The organism is Mesorhizobium sp. WSM4837 (assembly GCF_055811435.1).
In genome coordinates this window covers 27,000-47,205 of record NZ_JBVVQE010000036.1, presented here as the reverse complement: position 1 = coordinate 47,205, position 20,206 = coordinate 27,000, and the positions used below count along the sequence as shown (strand labels likewise).

Here is a 20,206-nt window from a genome sequence, read left to right as displayed (position 1 = left end):
CACCATCGTGACAGCGAGCGGGCAGATGCGGCAAGTCTTTCCACCGAAGCGCCGCATCCCGCGGCGTTGTTTCGGGAGGTATATCATGAACAAGGTTGAATTCTCACGCTCCGTCAAGGCGCCCTTCGACAAGCGTTATGGCAATTTCATTGGCGGCAAATGGACCGAGCCGCTTTCCGGCAAGTATTTCGAGAACTTCTCGCCGGTAAACGGTCAGCTTCTCTGCGAAGTCACCCGTTCCGACTCCAAGGACATCGAGGCCGCGCTCGACGCGGCCCATGCGGCCAAGGACGCATGGGGCCGCACCAGCCCGGCCGAGCGCGCCTTGATTCTCAATCGCATTGCTGATCGCATGGAGGAGAACCTCGATCTCCTCGCGCGCGCCGAGACCTGGGACAACGGCAAGCCGATCCGTGAAACGACCGCCGCCGATCTGCCGCTGGCCATCGATCACTTCCGCTACTTCGCCGGCGCGATCCGCGCCCAGGAGGGCAGCCTCTCCGAGATCGACCACGACACCGTTGCCTATCACTTCCACGAACCATTGGGCGTCGTGGGCCAGATCATCCCGTGGAACTTCCCGCTGCTCATGGCGGTATGGAAACTGGCCCCCGCGATCGCGGCAGGCAACTGCGTGGTTCTGAAACCCGCAGAGCAGACCCCGGCGGCGATCATGCTCTGGGCGGACCTCATCGGCGACCTGCTGCCGCCGGGCGTGCTCAACATCGTCAACGGCTTCGGCCTCGAGGCAGGCAAGCCGCTCGCCTCCTCGAACCGGATCGCCAAGATCGCTTTCACAGGCGAGACGACCACTGGCCGGCTGATCATGCAGTACGCCAGCCAGAACCTTATCCCGGTAACGCTCGAACTCGGCGGCAAGTCGCCCAACATCTTCTTCCAGGACGTCACCGCCGAGGACGACGATTTCTTCGACAAGGCGATCGAGGGTTTCGTCATGTTCGCACTCAACCAGGGCGAGGTTTGTACCTGCCCGAGCCGGGCGCTGATCCACGAAAAGATCTACGACCGCTTCATGGAGCGGGCGCTGAAGCGCGTCGAGGCGATCGTCCAGGGCGACCCGCTGGATCCGGCGACGATGATCGGCGCGCAGGCCTCGTCCGAGCAGCTCGAGAAGATCCTGTCCTACATCGACATCGGCAAGCAGGAGGGCGCCGAAGTGCTCACCGGCGGCGCGCGCAACGAGCTGCCGGGCGATCTCGCCGGCGGCTATTATGTCAAGCCGACAGTGTTCAAGGGCCACAACAAAATGCGCATCTTCCAGGAGGAGATCTTCGGGCCGGTGGTTTCGGTGACAACCTTCAAGGACGACGACGAGGCGTTGTCGATCGCCAACGACACGCTCTACGGCCTCGGCGCCGGCATCTGGAGTCGCGACGCCAACCGGCTCTACCGCTTCGGGCGGGCGATCCAGGCGGGCCGCGTCTGGACCAACTGCTACCACGCCTACCCGGCGCACGCGGCGTTTGGCGGCTACAAGCAGTCCGGCATCGGCCGCGAGACCCACAAGATGATGCTCGACCACTACCAGCAGACCAAGAACATGCTGGTCAGCTACAGCCCGAAGAAGCTCGGCTTCTTCTGAGGACTGCCTCACGGGGCGCGGGACGTTCCCGCGCTTCGCTTTCCGGAGGGAGGATGGAATGCACGACAAGGTGAGCGCCACGCCAGCGGCGCTGGAGCTCCTGGCTATGATCATCGCCGAGCATGGGCCGGTGCTGTTCCACCAGTCGGGCGGCTGCTGCGACGGTTCCTCGCCAATGTGCTACCCCGTGGGTGATTTCGCTCTGGGGGACAGCGACATATTGCTCGGCGAGATCGGCGGCGCGCCGTTTTACATCGGCGCGGCGCAATACGACGCGTGGAAGCATACCGACCTCGTCATCGATGTTGTGCCCGGACGCGGTGGCATGTTCTCACTCGATAACGGCCGCGAGAGACGGTTCCTGACGCGGTCCACGGTGTGCCACATGGGGATCTGATTTCGAGTATCAGCGGACGTCTATCTGGCGCGCCCTCGCGCCCTCAAGCTGGTTCATGTCTGCGCCGTTGCTTCACGAAATCGACAAAAGCACGAAGCCCGGCCGGCGTCGGACGCCTCGATAGCGAGAAGCGTAATTCTTGAACCCTCGCCTGCCAAGGCAGCAACGCGATAAAACGGCTCGTCGAAAGCGGCTGTCCTCTGGCAGGCGGCCAAGCTCAACCGCTTGAGCACCTCCGGTTCTACTCGAGCGCATCACCGATATCGCCGCAGCATGCCATCCCGCACTCGTCCGGCGTGCCGTGGTGGAGGCGGTAAATCGCAACGCCCGTCGCGAAACGATCGTATGAACGCGTTGATCTTCCCATCGATCCGGAGAACCCGATTTTGAGGGGCTCACGGCCAGCGTTGAACACGAGTATTGTTATTCGGGTCTGCTATACGCGCCGATATGCGACACCTACGCTTCTGCGCAGATTGGGCCGCTTTGATCTCGATCAAGCTGAAAAGAAGGCCCAAAGGTAGAGTTCAGGCCAAGGCCTCGTCCCGGCGTGTCTGTGGACTGGACGCGCCAAGCGCGAGCGTTCCTTGGGCGGAACAGGCAACAGAGGACAAGAAGGCAATGTACAAGCACATCCTGATTTCGACGGACGGCTCCGACGTCGCGCAGAGGGGCGTCGACCATGGGCTTTCGCTTGCCAAGAGCCTCGACGCGAAGGTGACCGTCATCACGGTCACCGAGCCTTTCCCCTTCCATGCGAGCGCGGCCGGCGGCGGCTGGGTCCCGCTTCCCGGGGATATCTCGGGGTATGAAGAGGGGCAGAAGAAGGCTGCGGAGAAACTCCTGGCGACGGTGCGGGAATCGGCCGCCAGGATCGGCGTCAGCGCGGACGTGCTGCACGTGCCCGACGCGAGGCCAGCGGAAGCCATCGTCGGCGCGGCGAAGGCCCAAGAATGCAGCCTGATCGTCATGGCCTCGCACGGCCGGCGCGGCCTCGGGCGCCTGCTGCTGGGCAGCCAGACCTCGGAAGTGCTGGCCCATAGCCCCGTTCCAGTGCTCGTCGTACGCTGAGCGGGATGGAGGAAATTCCTGTCCTGAAGGACTACATCGAATGAAGCTTCGCGCTCTTGTGCCCCTACTCACCTATCCGGAACCCCACACGACGGCAGTCGTAGCCAATGCTGCGGCGGTGACGGATCTGCTTGGCGCGGACCTCCACGCGCTGGTGCTAGAAGCTGACATTCCAGAGGTTTCGAACGCGTTCTCCCGCATGCTCATGAATCTGCCGGAAATGATCCGCAACGCCGAGAAACTCAGCGCGAGCAACGGCGCGGAACTGCTGGCCGCGGCCAGGGTTGAGGCGGAAGCCAGAAGCCTGAATCTGACGACTTCCGTGGAGAGGACGCAGGTCGCGCTGCTTGGCGAGGCGGCCGCTCGCCATGCCCGCTATTTCGACATGGCGCTTGTCGGGTGGAACTCCGACAACCCCGGTATCCGCGCTTTGGCGGAGGCCGTTGTCTTCAGCTCCGGCCGCCCGACGATCCTTCTGCCCGATCAGGCGCCGCCCGCCAGTTTTAGCCGGGTGTCGATCGCATGGGATGGCACGCGCGTCGCAGCCCGCGCCGTGTCAGACGCCAGGTTTGTTCTGGAGCGCGCCGTGGAGATCAAGGTTGTCACCGTCACAGACGAAAAGTCAATCGACGAGGCAGATGCGGGGGAGCGGCTCGCGGGAAGTCTGCGCGAAGCCGGGCTGAAAGCCACCTTCTCGGCAGTGCGCGCGGAGGACTGCCCGATTGCAGAAACCCTGCAGCGCCACGCTGCCGGCCTAGGTTCGGATCTGCTGGTGATGGGAGGCTACGGTCACTCACGGCTCAGGGATTTCGTTCTCGGCGGCGCGACCGAAGGCGTCTTGGCGGACCTGAGGATGCCAGTGCTGCTTTCGCATTGACCGCCCTGCTGATGATGGATGCTTACCTTGCCTGATGCGCGGTGGCCGATTCTCTCGTTGAGAGGAGTGCTCCTCGGCGTGGCGCTCAGCGGACTCATGGTCGGCATTACTGGATGGGCGTCCGGCGCAGGCTGGCATCCCTGGCCGTGGGCCGTCGCGACCGCGTTGGTGCTGGCGGCCCTCGCCGTCGAGATCGTCCGCAGTCTGTCGCGCGGCGAAGTCGGGCTTGACCTGGTCGCCGCGCTATCGATGTCGGCCGCGCTCGCGTTCGGCGAGATGCTAGCGGGCAACGTCGTCGCGCTGATGTACGCGGGTGGCCAGTTTCTCGAAGGCTATGCGGCCGGCCGCGCACGCAGGGAGATGACCGCCCTACTCGGTCGCGTGGCCCACAGCGCCATGCGGTACGGCAATGACGGGCTCGACGAAGTCCTCATCCAGGCTATCGTTCCAGGCGACCGGCTCCTCGTTCGCCGCGGCGAAGTGATCCCCGTCGACGGCAGCCTTGCCTCACCTTCTGCCGTCCTGGACGAGTCCGCCTTGACTGGAGAGAGCCTGCCACGCACGAAGTTGCTGGGTGACGAAGTCCTGAGCGGAGCAACCAATGCTGGCGATGCCTTCGATCTCCTTGCGGACAGACCCGCGGCCGAAAGCACCTACGCCAACATCGTCCGGCTTGTAACCAAGGCACAGGAAGGCAAGCCTCCCAGCGTGCGTGCGGCGGATCGCTACGCGGTCTGGTTCCTGCTGCTGACGGTCTTGGCGGCAGGAACTGCCTGGGCCATCTCCGGCGACCCTGTCAGAGTGCTGGCTGTGTTGGTGGTCGCAACGCCGTGCCCGCTCATCCTCGCCCTGCCCGTCGCCATCATCTCCGGCATGTCGCGCGCCGCCAAGCTCGGCGTTCTCGTCAAGGACGGCGGGGCTCTCGAGACCCTTGCGAAGGTCAAGACGGTTATCCTCGACAAAACCGGAACCCTGACGTTCGGCCAAGCCGAGGTGGTCGACGTACGCACCGTCGGGACCTGGTTACCTGACGAGGTCCTGCGGCTCGCCGCCTCGCTCGACCAGGCGTCCGGCCACGTCACGGCAGCGGCGCTGGTGGCGGACGCACGCCGGAAGGGGCTCCCGCTCTCTGCGCCGACGGACGTCAGCGAGGTCGCCGGAACCGGAATCAAAGGGATTGTCGAAAGACGCAGGCTGGTTACCGGCGGCAGCCGCTTCGTCAGGGACGCGATCACGCAGGGCGATCCCCATGGGTTGCGGGAAGGTCTTCCCTGGGGAAGCGCCGTGGTGGCCGTCGGCGTAGACGGCGTCCTGGCCGGGATCATCGCCATGGCTGACGCGATCAGGCCGGAGGCGCCCGCCATGCTCCGGGCGCTGGAGAAGGCTGGGATCGACCGCGTCGTGATCGCCTCCGGCGATCGCCAGGATGTGGTCGACGCCGTGGCTGCCCGGCTCGGGATAGCCAAGGCGGATGGCGAACTGGATCCGGCGCAGAAGGTCGAAGTCGTGACCAGGGAACGCATGCGCGCTCCCGTGCTCATGGCTGGAGACGGCGTGAATGACGCTCCCGCGTTGGCGAGCGCCGACGTGGGCGTGGCGTTGGGCGCGCGCGGCTCCGCCGCCTCGTCGGAAAGCGCCGGAGTCGTCATTCTCGTCGACCGCATCGACAGCCTGGCGTCCGCGGTAGAGGTCGCGCATCGGACCCGCCAAATCGCAACGCAAAGCGTGGTCGCCGGCCTCGGCCTCTCCGTCGTCGGGATGGCTGTGGCTGCGCTCGGCTATCTCCCGCCTGTGGCTGGCGCACTCGTGCAGGAGGGCATAGACGTAGCGGTGATCCTCAACGCCCTGCGTGCCCTCCGGTGATGTTCCGGACTCCTGAGCCACTCGGCCCCAGATTTCCCGCGTTCAGGCGTTTCAGTGCCCCGCGTGTTCGCTGTGAAGCAGTTCCAGACCGGGCGCCGGTCGCTCCAGGTCATGAGCTGTCTGGCCCTCGGCCGCAGCCTGGGTCCATTCTGCCCTGTCCGTGCCGCAGACCTGGATCACCGGGAAATAGATCGTTTCGCCCGCCGGGAGGCTTGCGTCGAGAGTCGCCCTGAAGACGAACTCATCATCGTACTCGTCGTCCGCCACGCTTCCGCCGCTCCAGGATAGCTCGGTAACGCCTTCGGCCACCTTCTTGCCGTGCAGATCGTACTCTGCCTTGTACCCCGTCACCGTCTTTCGATCGTCCATCCGGCCTTGGGCATCGGCTTGACCGCGATAACGCCTTCCGGGATCCGGACCCGGACCTCGTCCGTGGCCTTGCCGTCGCAACCGTGCGGAATCCTTAGAACCGCCTTGTAGGTCGTGCCGACGGCAGCCTGGGCGTTTTCGAACGAAACATGCGCATGGGCCGGATCCGGCCACGATCGCAGCGACCGCCGCAACTATAAGAGGCCTGTACATCTGACTGTCTCCTTTCTTCTCCAGGTCGAATGACCTCTCCAGGTCGAATGACACTCGAGTTGCGCGACGGGTTGTTCCGCACGCTTATGGAGCCACTGCATAGCCGCGTTGGCCGTCAGCTATTTGCGCTGCAGCAAACTCCGCAGATACGCCTTCAGGTCGCTCCCCCGAAAATCCATCGGGAGTTTGTTCCAGGACAAACTCCTCTGTCATGGCGGGCGTAGAAGTCGCTCATCGACAACGATGGATCACAAGGAGAACCGAGATGTTCACGCGTCGCCGGGCACTGATGGGAGCAGCGGCCGCCGCCATGCTGGCCGCGATGCCTTCAATGACCGCTTTCGCGAACGAGACCGAGATCGCCGCGCTGCCGCGCGAGCAGGTCACACTCGTCGCACCGCCCTTCGTGCATGCGCACGAACAGGTGGCCAAGAGCGGTCCGAAGGTGGTCGAGTTCACGATGACCATCGAGGAAAAGCCCGTCACTATCGATGACGAAGGCACCGTGCTGCAGGGCATGACCTTCAACGGCTCGATCCCCGGCCCGATGATGGTCGTCCATGAAGGCGATTACGTCGAGTTGAACCTGGTCAACCCCGGCAGCAACTCGATGCCCCACAACATCGACTTCCACGCCGCCACCGGCGCGCTCGGCGGCGGAGCCCTCACGCTCATCAATCCCGGGGAACAGGTGAAGCTGCGTTTCAAGGCAACCCGAACCGGAACCTTCGTCTACCACTGCGCGCCCGAAGGCCCGATGATCCCGTGGCACGTCGTGTCCGGCATGAGCGGGACGATCATGATCCTGCCCCGCAACGGCCTGAAGAACGAGAAGGGCGAGCCGCTCACCTACGACAAGGTCTTCTACATCGGCGAGAACGACTTCTACGTGCCGCGCGACGAGGACGGCAACTTCAAGTCCTACGAGAGCCACGGCGACAGCTACGCCGACACGCTGGAGGTGATGAAACGTCTCGTCCCGTCCCATGTCGTTTTCAACGGCGCCAAGGGCGCCCTGACGGGCGACAACGCCATGAAGACAAAGGTCGGCGAGACGGTCCTGATCGTCCACTCGCAGGCCAACCGCGACACCCGGCCCCACCTGATCGGCGGCCATGGCGACTACGTCTGGGAAGAGGGCAAATTCGCCAACCCGCCCGCCAAGGACCTGGAGACCTGGTTCATCCGCGGCGGATCGGCGGGAGCCGCGCTCTACACCTTCCTCCAGCCGGGCGTCTACGCCTACGTCAACCACAACCTGATCGAAGCGGTCGAACTCGGAGCGACGGCCCACTTCGTCGTCGAGGGCGAATGGAGCGACGACCTGATGAAGCAGGTCGAGGCTCCCGGACCGATCCCGACTCACTGACCGATCAGGCTGGCGGCCCGGACCAAGGGGGATCCGGGCCACGTTCCCATGGAGTATTTCGATGCCCGTCACCATGCTGGAAGCAGCTTTCGGCACCGTCGCCGCGCTGGTCGTGCCGGCGCTCGCCGTCGGATTGCATGCGCCGCTGGAACACGAACGGTCAGTTCCGGTCGCGGCAACCGTCGAGATCGGGGAAAGGATCGTGGACTTTCCGGCACCGGGCGAATTCCAGTCAGGCGGTGTTCCTGCAGCGGCTCCCGCCAAGCCTATCATGGTCGCCGGCTTCCGGATGATGACGCGGCAGGTCAGCCTCGCCGAGTACGATCGCTGCGTTGCCGCAGGCGCCTGCATGGCGGCCGACGCACGACCTTCTCAGGCAGACGTTCCGGTCACCGGGGTCAACTGGACGGACGCCGACACATATGCTCGCTGGTATTCTGAGGCCACTGGCGAATCCTGGCGGCTTCCGACCGCGCTCGAGGCAGCCGCGGCGGCCGGCGAACGTTTTGGTGGCGAATCCTTCTCCGCAACGGCGGACGACCCCCAAAATCCCGCGGTGCGCTGGATACGGCGATACAAGGAGGAAGCCGCGGCCAGGCGCCCCGCGGATCCAGAGCCGAAGCCCGGCGGCCACTACGGCGTCAACACTCTCGGCGTCGAGGATTTCGGCAGCAACGTCTGGGAATGGACTTCGAGCTGCTACAGCCGCGTCACGCTCGAGGCCAAGAGCGGCCTGCCCGAGACCGTCGTCGAGAACTGCGGCGTACACGTGCTCGAGGGACGGCACCGGGCCTACATGTCCAATTTCGTTCGAGACGGCAGGAGTGGCGGATGCGCCGTGGGCACGCCACCGGAGAATCTGGGATTTCGGCTTGTTCGCGATGAGCCCTTTTGCGGGCCTGCATGCTGGATCAGCGCGCTCTTCTCCAGGGAAAGTTCCCAATCGTGACACAGAAATCAGACGCGTCGAGAATGCTTGCGGCAGCCTCGTCGCGGTTGCTGGAACTTGCCAACAGGGGCGAAAGTTCCTTTGCCGCGGAGTTGCTGCGCCGCCTCGCCGAGGTGGGGCGTGACGGTGTTGCAACTGAAATCAACGACACCGCGTCCGATCGAACGGGAACGGTGGATCATGCGCCGAGTCCCGCCAAAAACTTCGCTGAAGCGAAGCGGATGCGCGACGCGATCGACATCGCATTGGCGCTTCTCGATGAGATATTCGAGTTGGCGCCTCGCGAGCCCAAGCAGGCCGTCGCGAGCGACATCGCAGATATATTCCGCGAGATCTCCGAGATCGCGGCGCTTGGAGAGAGTGCGGCCAGGAAGGCGATTGAGGAATGAAGAAACGCCGTCGCCCCAAGGAGACTACACCAATGGGTACCGATACTGCGCGACGACCGACACTCCCGATCGAATCCCTGACGCGGCCGTCGCTGGTCGAACGCGTTCGTCAAGGAGTAGCCGACGCAGCGCTCGAACGCGAATGCGCCAAGGCCGCGAACGGCAAGCTGGATCGTGTCGGCTCGGAAGACGATCTGGTCCGGCGCGCCGGCGGGCTCGCGCACGCCAGAAGCATGCGAGACGCCATCGTGCTCGTCCTCGCGCTTCTCGGGGAACTGGACGAACTCATGCCCGACGAGCCTGATCGCTCCGCGTTCCACGAGATCGCGGATCTGTTTCAAGACGTCTCCGAATTCGCGGCGTTCGGGGTGAAGGCCGCAAGACAGGCGGCAGGCGGAGGAAACAGCTGATGTCAGCCGCTACCACGCTAACCGACAGGTCCGTGCTGCGCTCGCTGCGCAAGTCCGGCTACGTTTCCCGTGACGGCCGGGGGCGGGTGTCCTCCATGCCGCCGATCCTCCAGTATGGATTCAGGCCGTTCTTCTTCCTCGCCGCGCTCCACGCCGGCGCGGCGATCCCGGCCTGGCTTTGGACCTATTTTTCCGGCCATGCTTTGCCCGGCCCCTTCCCCGGCCTGCACTGGCACGCCCACGAAATGCTGTTCGGCTATCTGCAGGCCGTCCTGGCCGGCTTCGTGCTCACCGCAATCCCGAACTGGACGGGCCGGTTGCCGCTGAGCGGCTGGCCCCTCGCGGGCCTGGTGACACTGTGGCTGGCCGGGCGCATAGCTTGTGCCGCCGCCCCCGGCCCGGTCGCTGCCGTCGTCGTTGATATTTCGTTCCCGGCCATGCTTGGCTTTGCGGTCTGGCGCGAGGTGGTGGCAGGGCGCAACTGGAAGAACGCGCCCGTGGCTGTCATGATCACGCTGTTCGGGCTGGCCAACGCGCTGGACCACGCAGCCAATCTCGGGTTCGTTCCGCATGGCTTGGGCGTGCGGCTGGCACTGGGCGCGATCGCTGTGCTGCTTGCCCTTGTCGGTGGCCGCATCGTTCCAAGTTTCACCCGGAACTGGCTTGTCAAGAATGGCGGGACGCGCCTTCCAGCAAGCTTCGGCGCCCTGGACAAGGGGGCGCTGGCGACGACCGCCGTTGGCGCGGCTGCCTGGGTGGCCGTTCCGGATTCCGCTGCCGCAGGGGGCATGCTCGGTCTCTCCGGTGGGCTTCTGGCCGCGCGTCTGGCGCGCTGGCAAGGCCGGCACACCACGCGCGAGCCAATCGTGCTGATCCTCCATGTCGGCTACGCCTGGCTCGGCTTCGCACTATTGCTGCTCGGTGGCTCCATGCTGTTTTCAGGGCTACCGGAAAGCGCCGCCCTGCACGCGCTGACAGCCGGCGCGATCGGCACGATGACGCTCGCCGTCATGACCCGCGCCAGCCTCGGCCACACTGGACGGGAGATCGTCGCGGACCGGACCGTGCTCGCAGCCTACATAGCGGTTACAACGGGAGCTGTCCTGCGGGTCGCGGCGCCGTTGGCGGGAGACTGCTACGCCCATTTACTCATCTGCGGCGGGGCGCTGTGGAGTGCCGCCTTCCTGCTGTTCGCCATTCGCTATGCGCCTGTCCTGTGGGGGCGCAGGGCCAGCGCTTGAGATGGGCGGATACTCCGAGCCTTCGGCCGGCATAGTTCGAGACGTTGGAGCCTCAGAAAAAAGGTATTGAAAAAGCCACTTAAGACGATAGCCTTCAGCGGTCTGACGCTTCACAGTATCTGGCCAAGTCCAAGGCACATGGAGTGGTCATGACCCAGGACAGCCCCCAGGCCCTTTCCGACCCCGGACCTTCGCGTTCGAAGACGAGGCGACGAGAGTTGCTGGCCTTTCTCGCACTCGCTTTCGGCATCTGGCCCATCGTCGCTGTCGGCGTCGTCGGTGGCTACGGCTTCCTGGTCTGGATGTATCAGATCGTGTTCGGGCCGCCCGGCCCTCCGGGAGGGTGAAGCAATGCGCGAAAATCCTGCTATCACCCGCAGATCCCTTCTCAAGGGTGGATTTCAGGCTCGGCATCATATTTCGAGCGCCGTCGTCGTCGTGCTGCCGGCGCGAAGGGAAGAATTGAGCAGGCGACTGGCGGAAATGCCTGGCGTGGAGATTCACGCCGGCGAAGGCAGCCGGATCGTCGTCACGATCGAGGGTCCAGGCAGCGGCATGCTCGGCGAGACCCTGACCACTATCTCGATGATGGACGGCGTGATCGCCGCCAACATGGTCTTCGAGCATATCGAGGGACGGGAGGACGAAAGCAAATGACGTCATCCATCAACCGTCGTGATCTGCTGAAGGCGCACGCGGCGTCGCTCGCGGCAGCGTCGGCCGGGATCGTTCTCCCGGCCGCGGCGCAGCCCGTTCCCGGTGGCGTCGAAGCACTGGAGATCAAGTGGTCCAAGGCTCCCTGCCGCTTCTGCGGCACCGGGTGCGGCGTGATGGTCGGCGTGAAAGACGGACGTGTTGTCGCGACACACGGTGACATGCAGGCCGAGGTCAACCGCGGCCTGAACTGCGTCAAGGGCTATTTTCTCTCCAAGATCATGTATGGCGAGGATCGCCTGACAAGGCCGTTGATGCGCAAGCGCGGCGGCGCCTACGACAAGGACGGCGAGTTCGAGCCCGTCTCCTGGGACGAGGCCCTCGACCTGATGGCGCAGAAGTGCAAGGCCGTGCTCCGGGAGAAAGGTCCCGAAGCGGTCGGCATGTTCGGCTCCGGCCAATGGACCGTCTTCGAGGGTTACGCCGCAACCAAGCTGATGCGCGCCGGCTTCCGTTCGAACAATCTCGATCCCAACGCCCGACATTGCATGGCCTCGGCCGCCGTCGCCTTCATGCGCACATTCGGCATGGACGAGCCGATGGGCTGCTACGACGATTTCGAGCACGCCGACGCCTTCGTGCTGTGGGGCTCGAACATGGCCGAGATGCACCCAATCCTGTGGACACGGGTGGCGGACCGCCGGCTCGGCCATCCCCATGTGCGCTGCGCGGTTTTGTCGACCTTCACGCACCGGTCGATGGACCTTGCTGACATCCCGATTGTGTTCAAGCCGGGCACGGATCTGGCGATCCTGAATTACATCGCCAACCACATCATCCTGTCCGGGCGGGTCAACGAAACGTTCGTGCGCGACCACACTGTGTTCATGAGCGGGGCCACCGACATCGGCTACGGGCTGCGGCCGGACAATCCCGTAGAGATGGCTGCCAAGGGTGCGGCGGATCCCGGAAAAACGGAGCCAATCGACTTCGACGCGTTCAAGACGATGATCTCGGACTACACGCTCGAGATGGTCTCGGAACTGTCTGGCGTCGAGCCCGAGTTCCTCGAGGAACTGGCGGAGCTCTATGCCAACCCCGACGTGAAGGTGATGTCGCTGTGGACCATGGGCTTCAACCAGCACGTCCGCGGCGTGTGGGCCAACCAGATGGTCTACAATATCCACCTGTTGACTGGCAAAATCTCGGAGCCTGGCAACAGCCCGTTTTCGCTCACCGGCCAACCGTCGGCCTGCGGCACCGCGCGCGAGGTCGGCACCTTCGCCCACCGCCTCCCCGCCGACATGGTTGTGACCAACCCCGAGCACCGAAAGCACGCCGAGGAGATATGGCGTCTGCCGCACGGCCTCCTGCCGGAGAAGCCCGGCTTCCATGCCGTCCAGCAAGACCGCATGCTGAAGGACGGCAAGCTCAACTTCTACTGGGTCCAGGTCAACAACAACGTTCAGGCCGCACCGAACAATTCGAACGAGACCTATCCGGGCTACCGCAACCCTGACAACTTCATTGTCGTGTCCGATGCCTATCCGACCGTTACCGCGCTCTCGGCGGACGTGATCCTGCCGGCGGCGATGTGGGTGGAAAAGGAAGGAGCATACGGCAATGCCGAGCGCCGCACTCATGTCTGGCACCAACTCGTGGATGCGCCCGGCGAGGCGCGCTCCGATCTTTGGCAGTTGGTCGAATTCTCGAAACGTTTTACCACCGAAGACGTCTGGCCGGCCGACCTCCTGAATGCCAATCCTGACTACAAGGGCAAGACGCTGTTCGACGTGCTGTTCAGGAACGGCATGGTCGACCGCTTCCCATTAGGAGAACTCGACGCCGAGTATGAAAACAGGGAATCGCGCGAATTCGGCTTCTACCTGCAGAAGGGCTTGTTCGAGGAGTATGCCGAATTCGGCCGCGGTCATGGCCACGATCTCGCGCCTTACGACGTCTATCACGAGGTGCGTGGCCTGCGCTGGCCCGTCGTCGACGGCAAGGAGACGAAGTGGCGCTATCGCGAAGGCCTCGACCCCTATGTGAAGCCGGGCGAAGGCATAAAATTCTATGGCAAGCCAGACGGCAAGGCAGTGATCCTCGCCGTGCCTTACGAGCCTCCGGCGGAATCCCCTGACGAGGAATACGACGTCTGGCTGGTAACTGGACGCGTCCTCGAGCATTGGCATTCGGGATCGATGACGATGCGGGTGCCGGAGCTCTACAGGGCGTTCCCCGGCGCGGTCTGCTTCATGAACGCCGACGACGCGCGACGGCGCGGCATCAACCAGGGAGCCGAGGTCCGGGTCGTTTCACGGCGTGGCGAGATCAGGCTCAGGGTCGAAACCCGGGGGCGTAACCGCATGCCGCGCGGCGTGGTGTTCGTGCCCTGGTTCGACGCCAGCAAGCTCATCAACAAGGTGACGCTCGACGCCACTGATCCCATCTCCAAACAGACGGATTTCAAGAAATGCGCGGTCAAGGTCATGCCCGTCTGACGCGCCGCGCGCGCGTCGCACTTGTCGCCGCAGGCCTGTTCGCCGTCGGCACTGCGGCGTTGGCGCAAATGTCGGCCGAGATTGTCCCGCCGCTTACCGGGGCAGCGCAGCCCATGGACGAACTTCCGGCTGATCCGACGCCCAAGTGGACAGTCGACGATATCAGAAAGATGCGCGCCTATCCCGACCAGCCGCCCGTCATCCCGCACTCGATCGAGGGCTACCAGCTTTCGGTTAACACGAACCGCTGCCTGTCGTGCCACAAGCGCGAGTTCACGCAAGGGTCGGGCGCACCGATGATCAGCGTCACGCATTACATCACCCGCGAGGGCCAGATGTTGGCCGACGTCTCACCCCGACGCTATTTCTGCACCGCCTGTCATGTGCCGCAGGCCGACACCGCGCCGCTCGTCGGCAACACGTTCACCGACATGAGCAAGCTGGGCGTCGGCCACGCGGGAGATGAGTAGCATGTGGTCACGGCTCAAGGCCGCCGCCTTATGGGCCTGGCGCATATTGGCGACGCCCGCCGCGACGCTCAGCCTGGGCTTCCTGACGCTCGGCGGCTTTGTCGGCGGTGTGATGTTCTGGGGTGCGTTCAACACCGCCCTGGAACTGACCAACACCGAGCAGTTTTGCATCTCCTGCCATGAGATGGAGACGAACGTTTACGAGGAGCTCACGCGCACCGTCCACTTCTCGAACCGTTCAGGAGTGAGGGCCTCGTGCCCGGACTGTCACGTCCCGCACGAATGGACCGACAAGATCGCCAGGAAAATGCAGGCTTCCAAAGAGGTCTGGGGCAAGATCTTCGGCACCATCAACACCCGCAGGAAGTTCCTCGAATACAGGCGTGAACTGGCTGAGCACGAATGGGCCCGACTGAAAGCGAACGACAGTCTCGAATGCCGCAACTGTCATTCCTCGGTGGCGATGGACTTGTCCAAGCAAACCGAACGCGCGGCAACGATCCACACACGCTACCTCCTGTCTGGCGAGGCTACCTGCATCGACTGCCACAAAGGCATAGCCCACGAGCTGCCGAACATGGAAGGCGTCGATCCCGGCTGGAAAGTTCCCCCCGAATTTGAGGGCGAGGAACTGCCGGCGGCTTCTGTATTCGATCGCCTGGAAAGGACTGCGCGGTCCCCGCACGGAATGATGTGGAGCTTGGACGACGGCGCGCCTTCCAGATGATCGGGTGGCGGTACACCGCTCCATCCGGGGCTAGAACTCTGTGGGTGTCACGCGCGCCTCGCCCGAACGCTCAGCCACCGATCATTGGGCTTTCCGATGCACCGACGTACCTCGCTGACGATCCAGCCGGCGTCTGTGAGTGCGGACCGCAGGGCAGACTCGCGCCAGTACGTCTCGACGTAGCGCCGAGGCGCTGCAGCGCTGCCGTGTGTGGACACATTCTCGCCATCGCCCTCTCTAACCGAGGCGTGCAGTTGGCCACCGGGCCGGGTCGCCTCGGCAAGCCGTGCAAGCAGCGTGCCGAAATCCTCGCGCGCGACGTGAATCAGGCAGGCACAGGCCCAGATCCCGTCATACGGCGTGCCGGGACGCTGCGGGTCGGCCAGGTCTTCGGTCAGCGGGTCCAACAGGTCGGCCTCGAAGCCACTCTCGCGAAGCAGTTCGACGAAGCCCTTCGAAATGTCGGTGCGCCGGACGCTGATCCCCCGCTTCTCAAGCTCAAGTGCATCTCGCCCGCCACCGCTTCCGATCTCCAGCACCCTGCCAGAGCCACCCAGCTCGGTCACGAACGCATCGATCTCTGTCGCGACCCATTCTGGCATCGCCGCGGCCTCGGCAGCGTACTCCGCCGCGACCGTATCATAGGCCCGCACGGTATCCCGGTCGGTGCTCATCCTGGCGCTCCTCCTTCAAGACAAGAGGAACGATGGCGAGAGGGCCATCAGCCCGTTGCGCCCCTTAGACTTTCGGCAGTTGGTGACGTCGCGGGCGATTTGCTTCCCAGCCATAACAGAAATTCGATCTGAGACACTACCGGGCAGCCACGCTGATTGACACTTCGAAGCGACGTTTGGTCGGGAGTTGTCAACGAGGGACATTGATCTGAGACAACGACGATTGTGTGCGACGCGCGCATTGTGAGACTTCGATGAGGAGTTCCGCCATGATAATTCGACAACTATCCCTCGCCCAATGCACCGCCCTGATTTCTGAGAACCGGCTCGCGCGGCTCGCCTGCTCGTCCGGTAACCAGCCCTACCTTGTGCCAATCTACTACGCCTACGACGATAGATGCACCTATTCCTTCACTATGCCGGGCCGAAAGCTGGACACCATGCGGGGCAACCCTCAAGTGGCGCTTCTGGTCGAAGAAAAAGGTGAGGCCCGTTCTTGGAAGAGCGTCGTCGCCGAAGGCCGCTTCGAGGAGTTGCCCGACCGCATTGACATCAAACGAGAGCGCGACCGGGCCTGGTCTCTGCTTAGCCAGCACGCCAACTGGTGGGAACCCGGCGCGCTGAAGCCCGTCGTTGCACCGCTCGTCGACCATGCTTCGCACGTCTTCTTTCGAATCCATGTCGAGCGGATGTCCGGGCGGGAGGCCCATGAGAAATGAGGCAGAGCGGCGGATGCGCGTCGACGTCGAGCGTCCAAGCAGCTACTCGACCAGCAGGGCGAACGCTTTCCTGACGGCCGCTCAGTGCATTTGGCGCCAGACGCACTGTCAGATCAAGACAAGCAGCGTCATCCGGCGCGGCAGCTGCCACGAAACCAAAACGGGAAGCGTTCAACTCAATAGCAGTCCGTCACGGCCCCCGCGTGAACGGTTCTCTCTGGATCACGTGCGGCGGTGGTGGCGCTTGTAACCTGCGCTGGGAAGGTGGCCCAACGTCCTGGATGTGAAGCTTCGCGGATGGTCACCTTCGCAAGGGATCAGCAACGAGGCTTGGCGCGGCCTCCGGCTCCCAGTCAGTTTTCCAAGAGCCGCCGGTCCTCCTTGGAAAAGGAAGACCGGCGGACGAGGTCGGCGAAGCTGTGGCCCGGATGGCAGCGGCCATATCGCTGCGACGTTTCCTTCCTGATCGCGGGATCGTGGTTCGGCGCGCCTTGGCGCCAAGCCTGCCTGTCCGCTCGGTCCATCACTTCCGCCTCCTTGACGCGGCCCCCGCCGTCCGCGCCATTTCGCGTCTGTTGGCCCGCGCTACCTGGCCGCCACGGCCTGGCCGAAGAGTTCGGCGAACACGGCTTTGGCCTTGCCGGTCTGCTTGACGGCCTTCGCTGCGTCGAGGTACCGGCTGGCCCACCTCGATCAGGGCGACCATGCCCATTCCGTAGTGCGGCGCACACTTGACGCCGTAGACGCCTTCCTTATCGAGCGTTACCGTGAAGACCTCGTTGAACTTGCTCTTGAAGGCCTCGGCGCCTTCCGGGAGCATGCCTCGTTTCCACGTTGTGGCCCTTGTCGGTCGGCACGAAGCGAATGGTATCGCCGGGGGCGGCGCTGACGAAGTCGGGTTGGAACACCATCGCACCCTTCTCGCCCTTGTTCAGCATCGTGACCTCGATTTCGGCCGCGCCAGCCGCGCCTGCGATCGCGACGGCCGCGCCTAGCGCCAGCGCTGCGATGAGCTTCTTCATTTTCCTGGTCCTTTCCTGGTATGCGGCTCCAATGCCGTTGAAGGCTTTATAGTGCGTGTCGCCAACAGGCAGTTTGCGCTGGCGCAAATAGCCGCTAGAAATCGAACAGGAGCGGCGCCCCACAGGAGCAGCGCCCCACAGGAACAGCGCCCCAGACTGGAAGCGAAGACAATGCCTCTCGACAGGTCCCTGATTTCGGGATTGCCCGCGTTTGCCGGCCTCGACGGCAAAGACCTCGATGCTATTCTCTCGCGGGCGCGGTCCTCCCGCTTTCCCAAGGATTCGGAGGTTTTCGGACAAGAGGAGGAGGCCACGTCCTTCTTCCTGCTCCTGTCGGGTCATATCCGCGTCGTCCGCACCTCGCCCGAAGGGCATCAAGTGATCGCTCGATACATCACCGAGGGTGAACTCTTCGGCATCGCCATCGCCATGGGCAGGACGACCTATCCGGCGTCCGCGGTCGCGGCGGTTGATTGCGTCGTCCTCGCCTGGCCCAATTCCGCGTGGGCAGAACTGCAATCGCGTTTCCCGACGTTCGGGGCCAGTGCCTACCGCACGATCGGTTCCCGCCTCCAGGAAACCCAGGCGCAGGTCATGGAGATGTCGACCCAGCAGGTCGAGCAGCGCATCGCCCACGCGTTGCTGCGTATCGTCAGCCAGTCCGGACGAAAGACGCCAGAAGGGATCGAGATCGACTTTCCAATCACGCGTCAGGACATCGCGGAGATGACCGGAACGACGCTGCATACGGTCAGCAGGCTGCTCAGCGCCTGGGAAGACCAGGGTATTGTAAGGAGCGGGCGCCAGAAGGTCACCGTGACTGACCCGCATGCGCTCATGCTGGTGTCTGAGAACAGGCGCAAGGGGCCGGCTGCATAGCGCCGCCGTCACGTCGCTGGCATAAACGGGCGCGTTCAATACGAGCTTTGTAGAATGGGGAGCAATCGGGGGTTCCGATAAGTTCCTACCGTCGATTCTCGTCGGAAGCCGACTTCTTCGAAAAGGGCGAGGTGAATGTTGGCCAATTCCGGGTCGCGTCGCGCAAAATTTGATCTGGATCAAGTCGCATTCAGCCGCGAGCGGTAATCGACATCAGCCAAACGTTTGGAATTCCAATGATCTCGGTGACGGATCCGCTATTTTGCCAACTGCCTCTCCGGGTGGAGCGTGCCGCATGCGGCGCATGCGGTTCAGAGCGCCGCGACGCCATCACCGAGGAAGGCCGACGGCGCGTTCGCAAGCGGATCGCTGCTTATCGCCTCGAGAAGTTCCTGGGAGAAGGATTCCAGGTCGACCCGATGGGCGTGGCATGCGTCGGCGACCGTATGGAAGATTCCGATCGGACAGCCGATGCAGAGCATTCTGTTGCGGATCATCACCCTTATGGTTGCCGGCCATCGCCGCATGATCTCGTCGACCGTCATATCGGGATCGATGGTTTCAGGTTGGTTCACGATAGTCGTCTCCAAGGAAGGCCATCTAAACCGTCCGCCTCGCCCGGAACTTTGCGCAGGCGCAAACAAATGGCGGAACGAGCGGGCTGGGACGAATTGCGCGCTTGCCGTGCGGAAGTCAGGCACCTAAAAGTAGCAGACACGATACCACTTTGTGTGCTGCGATGAATTCTGCTGTTTACGATCGCGCCCGCCCGCAGGCGGAAATGCCGCTGTCCCACCCGTTGGTCGACCGCGGGTTCATTGCCGCGCTTGTCCGCGATTTCTACGTCCGCGTCAGGTCGGATACTCGCCTCGGACCCATCTTCGCTGCGGAAATCCACGGCGACTGGGAACCGCATCTGGAGAAGATGACCGACTTCTGGTGTTCGGTCATTCTGAAGAATGGCGCGTACAGCGGCCGCCCCGTGCCTGCGCACCTTAAGCTGAAGCAGGTGCGCGAGGAGGATTTCGACGTATGGCTCGGTCATTTCCGCAAAACCGTCGAAGAGCGATGCCCGCCTGAGGTAGCCGAAGTGTTCGTCGACCGCGCCGAAAGGATCGCGCGGAGCCTGAAGGTCGCCATGTTTTTCCGGCTTGATCGCCCGACCGCGGGGGCGGCGGGATGATAAACGCGGAAGGGCAGGCTTTTCCCGCCGAGACGACGGCTTTCGTAGCGTGGGCGGGCATGCTCGCGCTGACGTCGCATTTTCGTCTAGCTGACAGCCTGCTAGGGTGGGTTCTTTCTGCGATGAGAACCAGGAATCTGCGGGATGCGTCTCACCTTTCAGACGGACTATGCGCTCAGGATGCTGATCTACCTGGCGGTCCACCGGGAAAGACCGTGCCGAGTAACCGACGTGGCCGCGGCATACGGGATATCACGCAATCACCTCCTGAAAGTGGCTTTCAGGCTCGGGCGACTGGGTTACCTCACCACGGCTCGGGGGCGCACCGGCGGCATAGCGCTCGCCCGGCGGCCGGAGGACATCAACTTGGGTGAGGTCGTGCGGCACATGGAAGACGACTTCGCTCTGACGGAGTGTATGCGCAGGGATGGCGGCTTGTGCGTCATATCCCCTGCCTGCCGGCTCGAGGGCGTCGTCGTCAAGGCGCTGCAGGCGTTTCTCGCTGTCTTCGATGGCTATACTCTGGCTGACATAGCCGCAAACAGATCCGAACTGGTGGAGTTGTTTGAAATGCACAGAGTTTCTGGGGAAGTTGCCTGAGCGAATGCCGTACCTGGAGGGAATGC

21 protein-coding genes and 2 pseudogenes are annotated in these 20,206 nt (G+C 63.7%); 19 read left to right on the top strand and 4 right to left on the bottom strand.

The features are described 5' to 3' along the window. Positions 1 to 85 precede the first annotated feature (85 nt). The 5 genes from adh (at position 86) to AC0L3D_RS21095 (ending at position 5,811) form a co-directional block, all read left to right on the top strand. On the top strand, positions 86 to 1,603 hold the full coding sequence (adh, locus tag AC0L3D_RS21115; RefSeq protein ID WP_287173600.1) for an aldehyde dehydrogenase: 1,518 nt from the start codon (positions 86 to 88) through the stop codon (positions 1,601 to 1,603). A 58-nt stretch (positions 1,604 to 1,661) separates the two neighbouring features. After that, the gene (locus AC0L3D_RS21110) at positions 1,662 to 2,000 is read left to right on the top strand and encodes a DUF779 domain-containing protein (RefSeq protein ID WP_128168242.1); all 339 of its coding nucleotides are present in this window, start codon (positions 1,662 to 1,664) and stop codon (positions 1,998 to 2,000) included. Between the two features lie 621 nt (positions 2,001 to 2,621). Next, on the top strand, positions 2,622 to 3,071 hold the full coding sequence (locus AC0L3D_RS21105; protein ID WP_473645719.1) for a universal stress protein: 450 nt from the start codon (positions 2,622 to 2,624) through the stop codon (positions 3,069 to 3,071). Between the two features lie 118 nt (positions 3,072 to 3,189). Beyond that, complete coding sequence (locus tag AC0L3D_RS21100; RefSeq protein WP_287320353.1) at positions 3,190 to 3,948, top strand: universal stress protein; 759 nt, start codon at positions 3,190 to 3,192, stop codon at positions 3,946 to 3,948. A gap of 78 nt (positions 3,949 to 4,026) precedes the next feature. After that, the gene (locus tag AC0L3D_RS21095) at positions 4,027 to 5,811 is read left to right on the top strand and encodes a heavy metal translocating P-type ATPase (RefSeq protein WP_473645717.1); all 1,785 of its coding nucleotides are present in this window, start codon (positions 4,027 to 4,029) and stop codon (positions 5,809 to 5,811) included. A gap of 51 nt (positions 5,812 to 5,862) precedes the next feature. Here AC0L3D_RS21095 and AC0L3D_RS21090 read toward each other — a convergent pair. Further along, positions 5,863 to 6,393 (bottom strand): annotated as a pseudogene (locus AC0L3D_RS21090) (YcnI family protein). 265 nt (positions 6,394 to 6,658) lie between these two features. On the opposite strand from AC0L3D_RS21090, the gene nirK reads away from it, so the two are divergent. The 10 genes from nirK (at position 6,659) to AC0L3D_RS21040 (ending at position 15,103) form a co-directional block, all read left to right on the top strand. Next, on the top strand, positions 6,659 to 7,762 hold the full coding sequence (nirK, locus tag AC0L3D_RS21085) for a copper-containing nitrite reductase (protein WP_287282645.1): 1,104 nt from the start codon (positions 6,659 to 6,661) through the stop codon (positions 7,760 to 7,762). 61 nt (positions 7,763 to 7,823) lie between these two features. Then, a complete protein-coding gene (locus AC0L3D_RS21080; RefSeq protein WP_473645715.1) occupies positions 7,824 to 8,711 on the top strand; it encodes an SUMF1/EgtB/PvdO family nonheme iron enzyme in 888 nt (295 codons plus the stop codon). Continuing rightward, entirely contained in the window at positions 8,666 to 9,100 is a 435-nt protein-coding gene (locus tag AC0L3D_RS21075) for a hypothetical protein (protein ID WP_473645714.1), read from the top strand. The genes AC0L3D_RS21080 and AC0L3D_RS21075 overlap by 46 nt, the downstream gene beginning before the upstream one ends. Further along, entirely contained in the window at positions 9,097 to 9,510 is a 414-nt protein-coding gene (locus AC0L3D_RS21070) for a hypothetical protein (protein WP_473645712.1), read from the top strand. Before AC0L3D_RS21075 ends, AC0L3D_RS21070 begins: the two co-directional genes overlap by 4 nt. Then, a complete protein-coding gene (locus AC0L3D_RS21065) occupies positions 9,510 to 10,751 on the top strand; it encodes an NnrS family protein (RefSeq protein WP_473645711.1) in 1,242 nt (413 codons plus the stop codon). Before AC0L3D_RS21070 ends, AC0L3D_RS21065 begins: the two co-directional genes overlap by 1 nt. Before the next feature lie 149 nt (positions 10,752 to 10,900). Next, entirely contained in the window at positions 10,901 to 11,098 is a 198-nt protein-coding gene (gene napE / locus AC0L3D_RS21060) for a periplasmic nitrate reductase, NapE protein (protein ID WP_023798480.1), read from the top strand. 4 nt (positions 11,099 to 11,102) lie between these two features. Further along, the gene (locus AC0L3D_RS21055; protein WP_287239542.1) at positions 11,103 to 11,408 is read left to right on the top strand and encodes a chaperone NapD; all 306 of its coding nucleotides are present in this window, start codon (positions 11,103 to 11,105) and stop codon (positions 11,406 to 11,408) included. Next, on the top strand, positions 11,405 to 13,906 hold the full coding sequence (napA, locus tag AC0L3D_RS21050) for a periplasmic nitrate reductase subunit alpha (RefSeq protein WP_473645709.1): 2,502 nt from the start codon (positions 11,405 to 11,407) through the stop codon (positions 13,904 to 13,906). The genes AC0L3D_RS21055 and napA overlap by 4 nt, the downstream gene beginning before the upstream one ends. Next, a complete protein-coding gene (locus tag AC0L3D_RS21045; protein ID WP_473478485.1) occupies positions 13,879 to 14,376 on the top strand; it encodes a nitrate reductase cytochrome c-type subunit in 498 nt (165 codons plus the stop codon). Before napA ends, AC0L3D_RS21045 begins: the two co-directional genes overlap by 28 nt. 1 nt (position 14,377) lies before the next feature. Further along, positions 14,378 to 15,103, top strand: a complete 726-nt coding sequence (locus AC0L3D_RS21040; RefSeq protein WP_023798483.1) for a NapC/NirT family cytochrome c — start codon at positions 14,378 to 14,380, stop codon at positions 15,101 to 15,103. A gap of 47 nt (positions 15,104 to 15,150) precedes the next feature. Here the strand turns inward: AC0L3D_RS21040 and AC0L3D_RS21035 are convergent, their stop codons facing one another. Then, the gene (locus tag AC0L3D_RS21035; RefSeq protein ID WP_023798484.1) at positions 15,151 to 15,777 is read right to left on the bottom strand and encodes a class I SAM-dependent methyltransferase; all 627 of its coding nucleotides are present in this window, start codon (positions 15,775 to 15,777) and stop codon (positions 15,151 to 15,153) included. A gap of 269 nt (positions 15,778 to 16,046) precedes the next feature. Here AC0L3D_RS21035 and AC0L3D_RS21030 point away from each other — a divergent pair, with 269 nt between their 5' ends. Continuing rightward, on the top strand, positions 16,047 to 16,496 hold the full coding sequence (locus tag AC0L3D_RS21030; RefSeq protein ID WP_023798485.1) for a pyridoxamine 5'-phosphate oxidase family protein: 450 nt from the start codon (positions 16,047 to 16,049) through the stop codon (positions 16,494 to 16,496). A gap of 585 nt (positions 16,497 to 17,081) precedes the next feature. On the opposite strand, the pseudogene AC0L3D_RS21025 reads toward AC0L3D_RS21030, so the two are convergent. Next, positions 17,082 to 17,518, bottom strand: a pseudogene (locus AC0L3D_RS21025) (pseudoazurin). Positions 17,519 to 17,689: 171 nt separating this feature from the next. Between AC0L3D_RS21025 and AC0L3D_RS21020 the strand changes: the two are divergent. After that, positions 17,690 to 18,397 carry a Crp/Fnr family transcriptional regulator gene (locus tag AC0L3D_RS21020; protein WP_128244974.1) on the top strand — a complete coding sequence of 236 codons (708 nt, stop codon included), beginning with the start codon at positions 17,690 to 17,692 and terminating at the stop codon, positions 18,395 to 18,397. 311 nt (positions 18,398 to 18,708) lie between these two features. Here the strand turns inward: AC0L3D_RS21020 and AC0L3D_RS21015 are convergent, their stop codons facing one another. Then, entirely contained in the window at positions 18,709 to 18,972 is a 264-nt protein-coding gene (locus AC0L3D_RS21015) for a DUF1858 domain-containing protein (protein ID WP_023798488.1), read from the bottom strand. Positions 18,973 to 19,136: 164 nt separating this feature from the next. On the opposite strand from AC0L3D_RS21015, the gene AC0L3D_RS21010 reads away from it, so the two are divergent. Both AC0L3D_RS21010 and AC0L3D_RS21005 read left to right on the top strand, forming a co-directional pair. Then, positions 19,137 to 19,580, top strand: coding sequence for a group III truncated hemoglobin (locus AC0L3D_RS21010; RefSeq protein ID WP_473645707.1), 444 nt, complete (start codon positions 19,137 to 19,139; stop codon positions 19,578 to 19,580). Positions 19,581 to 19,724: 144 nt separating this feature from the next. After that, positions 19,725 to 20,180, top strand: a complete 456-nt coding sequence (locus AC0L3D_RS21005) for an Rrf2 family transcriptional regulator (RefSeq protein WP_023798490.1) — start codon at positions 19,725 to 19,727, stop codon at positions 20,178 to 20,180. The last annotated feature ends 26 nt before the right edge of the window (positions 20,181 to 20,206 follow it).